The following is a 6,403-nucleotide window of genomic DNA, read 5'->3' as shown; positions in this document are numbered from 1 at the left end:
AGCGATGATTCTGAAACGGTTGATATCATTGACCGTCGTGACAGCGATGATTCTGAAACAGTTGATATCATTGACCGTGACAGCGATGATTCTGAAACAGTTGATATCATTGACCGTCGTGACAGCGATGATTCTGAAACGGTTGATATCATTGACCGTCGTGACAGCGATGATTCTGAAACGGTTGATATCATTGACCGTCGTGACAGCGATGATTCTGAAACAGTTGATATCATTGACCGCGACAGAAATGTTGACGGAAATGAAGCTACTCGCACCCTAAATCCTGTCGAAATTGTTCGCCCTATTGACAGTGTTGGCCCGGTTGCTACCGCTGGCATTGTGAATAACCTGCCCTATTATATTGATGCTTTGCTTCCTACAAATCAACCACGATGGAACAAAAATAGCCCACTCGGTACGCCCGTAGAAGTTACTTTTAGCTTCATGCAAACTAAGCCAGAATCTACCTCATGGGATGACTTCAAACCCTTCACAGCAGAACAGCAGGAGTCTGCCAGACAAGGATTAAAACTTTACTCTGATATTTCCAATATCACATTTAAGGAAGTTTCTAATGCTAACGGTGGTGGAAAAATTCAGTTTGGTTCTATCGACATTCCCAATTATGCAGGCTGGTCTACTGGAGTCGGGTCTGCTACTAAAAGTCACATTTGGCTTGACAAGAATCTTGCCAACATTACGCCCGGTTCATCAGGATTTACAATTCTTCTTCATGAAATTGGTCACTCCCTAGGGTTGAAACACCCTCATGAAGGGGCAGTAAATATGCCCAATTATCAAGACAACGATCGCTTTACTCTCATGTCTTACAACGGTCACCCTGATATGCCAGGGGTGACACCAAAAACTCCACAACTATTTGATGTTGCAGCAGTTCAATATCTTTATGGGGCTAATACCGATACCCGTTCCGGTAACAATACTTATAGTTGGGGCAAAAATGCCAAATTTATCGAAACGATTTGGGATGGGGGTGGCACCGACCAAATCAGTGCCGCTAACCAAACTAAGGATGTAGTCATTGACTTAGTCGCAGGTGGTTTCAGTTCTATCGGTGCCAATGGTAATGCCAATGCTCAAAACAATGTGGCGATCGCTCTCGGCGCAACCATTGAAAATGCAGTTGGAGGGACTGGAAACGACAACATCTACGGGAATGCAGTTGCCAACAACATCCGAGGTGGATTGGGAAATGACAAGCTATATGGCCAAAGCGGTAACGACTTTCTGAGTGGAGGTAGCGGCAACGATGCCCTTAATGGCGGAGATGGCAATGACATTCTCAATGGTGACTCAGGCAACGATACTCTTAAAGGCGGAAAGGGTAATGACACTCTCAATGGTGGCTTAGACAACGACATTCTCAATGGTGACGACGGTAATGACATTCTCAATGGCGGAAACGGCAACGATATTCTCAATGGCGGCAACCAGAATGATACTCTCAATGGTGGCTTAGGCAAAGACACTCTCAATGGCGGAAACGGTAACGACAGGCTCATGGGTGGCGACGGTAATGACGTTCTCACGGGTGGCGACGGTAATGACACTTTAATTGGTGTTAATTCTTCTGAAGCGAGCCCTGGCACTCAAGAAATTGACATTCTTACTGGAGGTGCTGGAGTTAACACCTTCGTCCTTGGGGATGCCAATAATATCTACTACAATGAGGGTGGTTTGCAGGTTCCCAATCCGAATCCATTTGTTAACGGCTACGGCTTAATTAAAGACTTTACATCCGGTCAGGATACTATCCAGCTTAAAGGAGGAGTCAACTATAAATTGCAGGAGGTCAGCCTTGACGGTGGAGTATCAGGTCGAGGAATCTTCGTTGATAATCCGGGATTTTCCCCCGATGGATTGATTGGTGTTATACAAGGGATACAACCTTTCACTAACCTTAAGATAAACAATGGTGCTAGTATAACCACCATTACTGGGCTTGGTTTGGGCGGGGGCTAATTCTGTCTGTAGATTGGGAAAGTAGCTCTGTATTGAAAATAGGGAATTGGGAATGAGTGTTGTTTCCGAAACCCTATTTTCAATAGTCAGTGAAGTTAGCGATCGCTCAAGTCAGTCTCTTTTATTCTTCATAAGCGAATGCCAAATGCACGCTACGCGATCGCGCGATCGCACTATCACTGCTTTTCAAGCTAAAACACGGCAGAAATACTCGCGGTACAAATTGCAACGCGGCATGACATAATTATTTTGCCGCCGCACAATTCCCATGCTGTGCAATTTGTAAATTTGCATTGAATCTAATTCCACTGGTTCGGCCGAATTAACAACTTTTTTCAAAGCCAAAGCTAATTCGGGATTTTGTTGCAAAATTTCCAAATGCTTGCGTAAATGACTGCTGTAACTTCCAGATTCTGAGGCCGCATTTTCTAATAGCTGAGTTAAGGAAATTTTGCCACAACTAATCTCATACATTGCCAATCTTACTAAATAAGGATGGCCGCCGATCGCACTTATTAACTTTTGCAATTGCCCCTCATCCCACTCCAAGCCGTGTAAGCGAGCTAAATCGTGAATTTGCGGCCTCTCAAACTCCAGCAACTCAACGGGAACCCCCGCATTAAACGGAGATTGATTCATGTCCAAAGGAATATAAACTTCGGTAGAATGCGCCATTACCAACCGCAGTTTTTTCCAGATATCCGAAATCTTGGCTTTTTCGTGCCAGCTTCGCAGCATCCCCAAAAAGTCTTCAACTACTTCCGTGTAGGGAAATAGGCGATCGACTTCATCCAACCCCAAAACTAGAGGCGCTGATGTTTCTGCCAGCAAATACTCTTCAAAGTAAACCGTACAGTTATCGTTGCTGCCCAAAATATCCGTATCCCAATATTCGTTTAACTTGTTTTCTAACTTTAGCTGTCGGCTTACCATCAAACACAGCCAGCGCAGAAATTTATCCAAATTTGTTAAGATTCCTCGGTCTGCAGCGCTTAAATCTAGATAGACTGCGTGATAGTTTTCCCGATCGCCCTGAGCTAAAATTCTGGTCATCAATGAAGTTTTGCCCATCATTTCCGGTGCTTTGATCCGAATCAGCGAACCGGGTTTCACAACAGTCTCGCCGCACAAAGATTCAATGTTGCAACGCTCTACATAAAAAGGAGAATCTAATGATACCGAACCTTCGGGAAATGGCAAATTTGCGATCGCATTCAGTGTTGGCGAGGGCAGATTTATGTTAGTAGCTTGACGTAATTCTGGCGAGGCAAATCTCCTTAGAGCTTCTTTGAAATTTTTCTTACTAATTTTTTCTCCTAACGCTTCTGAAAACTTGTGCCACAATTTGTTACCGACATCTTTGTTGAGGTATTCAGCACTGTAGCCGTAAACTTTGGCGATTTCATCGTAACTTTTGCCTTCCCAAGAACCTTGAAGGACTTTCATTTCGATGTCGCTGAGATATTTGCCGGTGTTTTGAGCAAAAATGCGATCGGCAGATTCTTTGGTTTGGCTCCAAGAGAAGTCTAATTCTGAGTTCATGGGCTCGACCGGTAAGTACGTATATACGTAAGTATGCAGACTTTTACAAGATATCTATTGTTCCTGCATGGAGAAAGCCACCCTGACTTTTCCGTATTTTAACTGATTTAACCTGAGTTTTTACTGTCAGTCCTTGTAGAAACACCTGATTTTACTCCCCTGGTGGGTTTTCTTCTGGGAAAATATACTGGTTTAGAAGCAACTTGATTGCCGATCGCCCGATCGCAATTATCGATCGCCTCACCAACAATAGCCGAACCTCGCCAACACCAGGGTATAAGGAGAAACATTATGGCTGCTACCATTACCGTTAATAGCACAGATGACTCGAATATCAGGAATGCCGTCCTCACCCTCAGAGAGGCAATTCTGGTTGCCAATGGCACTCTGAATGTTCCTGCTTTGACAGTGGCAGAACAAGCACAGATTAACGGTACATTGGGTACAGCAGCCGATCGCGACACGATCGCCTTTAATATCGGGGCGATCGGTTCTCAGCAATTAATTCAGCCTTTATCCGCACTGCCGCCCATCTCCGATCCAGCGATCGTCGATGGTTGGAGTCAAGGCGGCGCGGGCTATAACGGTTTGCCACTGGTGGAACTCAGCGGCAACCTCGCCGGATTGGTGATGGTCGGACTTGATATCACTGCTGGGAACAGTATCGTGCAAGGTTTAGCAATCAACAGATTTGACTGGGCAGGTATCCGCTTGCAAACCAATGGCGGCAACGAGATCCTCAGCAACCACATCGGCACGGATCTTGCGGGTACGGTTGATCGGGGCAACCGCAGGGGGATCTGGATTGATGGCGTTCCAGATAATCGGATCGAGAACAACTTAATCTCTGGCAACGACAATTCAAATAGGGGGCTTGGCATCGAGATTTCCGGCATCGCTGCGCGCAACAACCAAGTAATCAGCAACCTTATTGGCACTGATGTTACTGGTACTGTTGCGATCGCCAATGCGATGGCCAACACCGGTGGCATCATCATCCGCAATGCGCCTGAAAACTTGATTCAGGACAACCTGATTTCTGGCAATGCCGGCGAAGGTGGCGGAATTGGGATCAACGGTCCAACTGCCAATCAAAATCGAGTTGTCGGCAACCTCATCGGCACTGATATCACGGGTAATGTAGCGCTAGCAAACAGTATCTATGGCATCGCTATTGGCAGCGCTTCTAACAATATTATCGGCGGAACGACGCCTCAAGAACGCAATATCATTTCTGGCAGTCAGACTGCGGGTATTGCTTTTCTACAAGCGCCTGATTCAACCGCTGTACCTGCGACAAACCGAGTTGTCGGCAACTATATCGGCACAAATATCAGCGGTACTGCCGCTTTGGGAAATCTGATCGGCATCTATTTCGATCTTGCCGAAAGCAACATCATCGGCGGCACAACACCGCAAGAACGCAATGTCATTTCCGGCAACCAAATTGCCGTCTACCTAGTTAGCAACCTTGCCACTGGCAACCGCGTTATCGGCAATTATATCGGCACGCAAGCTGACGGCAGCAGTCCTTTACCCAATACGTACAGCGTCCTAGCTGACAAAACTGGCGTCAATAACCGCATCGGCGGCACCGCAGCAGGAGAAGGAAATACGATCGCATTTAATCCTAGTAACGGCATTCAAGTTACTGGTGGCAACGGCTTGGCAATTTTAGGCAATTCTATCTTTTCTAATAATGGTTTAGGCATCGATCTCGATAACGATACCGATCCCTTAACTGCCGACGGCCTTACCCCAAACGACTTGGGAGACGGGGATACAGGCGGAAACGGCTTGCAAAATTTCCCGGTGTTAACCTCCGCAACTGCTAGCAACGGCAACATTACCCTTAGCGGCACTCTCAACAGCATTCCCAATACGACTTTCCGCGTCGAATTTTTTGACAATACTGCCTTAGATCCCAGCGGTAACGGCGAAGGACAAACTTATCTCAACTTTGTTAATGTCACCACTGATGCTGCTGGCAATGCTAATTTTACATCGCCGCCTTTAACTGCAACAGGGGCGATCGTCACTACTGCTACTAACTTAACAACTAACGATACTTCGGAATTTTCTCAACCTTCCCCCGGCTTACTGCAATTTAGCAATCCCGCTTACACGGTGAATGAAAACGGCACAGTTGTAGGTACTGCAATTAGCGTCAATCGCATCGGTGGTAATAAAGGTGCAGTTGGGGCAACGCTGACGCTGACGGATGGTACTGCTGTTGCTGCTGACTACACCAAGACGCCGATCGCGATTAACTTTGCCGCCGGCGATACGACACCAAAAATTGTTAGTATTCCGATCGCCGATGACGCGATCGACGAAGCTGACGAAACGGTTAATTTATCTCTAACTAATCCAACGGGAAATGCTACAGTTGGCGATCGATACAACAATGCAGTTTTGACAATTGCAGATAACGATAACCCTCCAACTGTCAGCATCGCCCCCGCCACGATTAACCAAGCTGAAGGCAATACAGGCACAACTGCCTACAACTACACCGTTAGCCTCTCCAATCCTTCTGGTTTGCCCATTACTGTTAACTACAAAACAGATGACGGTACTGCTACTACGGGCGATCTCGACTACGAAGATAATGACGGTAATCTCATCTTTAATTCGTCAGAAGCGCTAACAAAAACGATCGCTGTAATTGTTAACGGCGACACCAAATTCGAGGCGAATGAAAATTTCAGCGTTACCCTCAACAACGCCATCAACGCCACCGTCAATCCCGCCGCCAACCAAAGTACGGGCATTATTGTCAATGATGATAGTGATGACTGATACTTTTAATTCAGACAATCCCCGACAATCGGTGAAAATCTGAATATAGCACACTCATCAGACAGGTCCCAGA

The 6,403-nt window shown here is 46.2% G+C and carries 4 protein-coding genes; 2 read left to right on the top strand and 2 right to left on the bottom strand.

The window, feature by feature from the left end; translation table 11 throughout:
- The coding region (locus QUB12_RS13700; protein WP_333307144.1) for a M10 family metallopeptidase at positions 1–1,986 on the top strand (1,986 nt) is incomplete at its 5' end.
- A 186-nt stretch (positions 1,987–2,172) separates the two neighbouring features.
- On the opposite strand, the gene QUB12_RS13695 is transcribed toward QUB12_RS13700, so the two are convergent.
- Both QUB12_RS13695 and QUB12_RS13690 read right to left on the bottom strand, forming a co-directional pair.
- Positions 2,173–3,528 carry an AAA-like domain-containing protein gene (locus QUB12_RS13695; protein WP_333148143.1) on the bottom strand — a complete coding sequence of 452 codons (1,356 nt, stop codon included), beginning with the start codon at positions 3,526–3,528 and terminating at the stop codon, positions 2,173–2,175.
- A gap of 107 nt (positions 3,529–3,635) precedes the next feature.
- Positions 3,636–3,818: a hypothetical protein gene (locus QUB12_RS13690; protein WP_333148141.1), complete on the bottom strand. Its 183-nt coding sequence runs from the start codon at positions 3,816–3,818 to the stop codon at positions 3,636–3,638.
- Position 3,819: 1 nt separating this feature from the next.
- On the opposite strand from QUB12_RS13690, the gene QUB12_RS13685 reads away from it, so the two are divergent.
- A complete protein-coding gene (locus QUB12_RS13685) occupies positions 3,820–6,330 on the top strand; it encodes a Calx-beta domain-containing protein (protein WP_333148139.1) in 2,511 nt (836 codons plus the stop codon).
- Positions 6,331–6,403 lie beyond the last annotated feature (73 nt).

The sequence above is a fragment of the Microcoleus sp. B7-D4 genome (assembly GCF_036705125.1).
In the GTDB taxonomy this organism is placed as follows: Bacteria; Cyanobacteriota; Cyanobacteriia; order Cyanobacteriales; family Microcoleaceae; genus Microcoleus.
This window is presented reverse-complemented; position numbering and strand designations above follow the sequence as displayed.

Bases quoted from the DNA above. Each gene is read 5' to 3' on its own strand.
- QUB12_RS13695 (WP_333148143.1), bottom strand. From the start codon at position 3,528: ATGAACTCAGAATTAGACTTCTCTTGGAGCCAAACCAAAGAATCTGCC.
- QUB12_RS13690 (WP_333148141.1), bottom strand. From the start codon at position 3,818: ATGTTTCTCCTTATACCCTGGTGTTGGCGAGGTTCGGCTATTGTTGGT.
- QUB12_RS13685 (WP_333148139.1), top strand. From the start codon at position 3,820: ATGGCTGCTACCATTACCGTTAATAGCACAGATGACTCGAATATCAGG.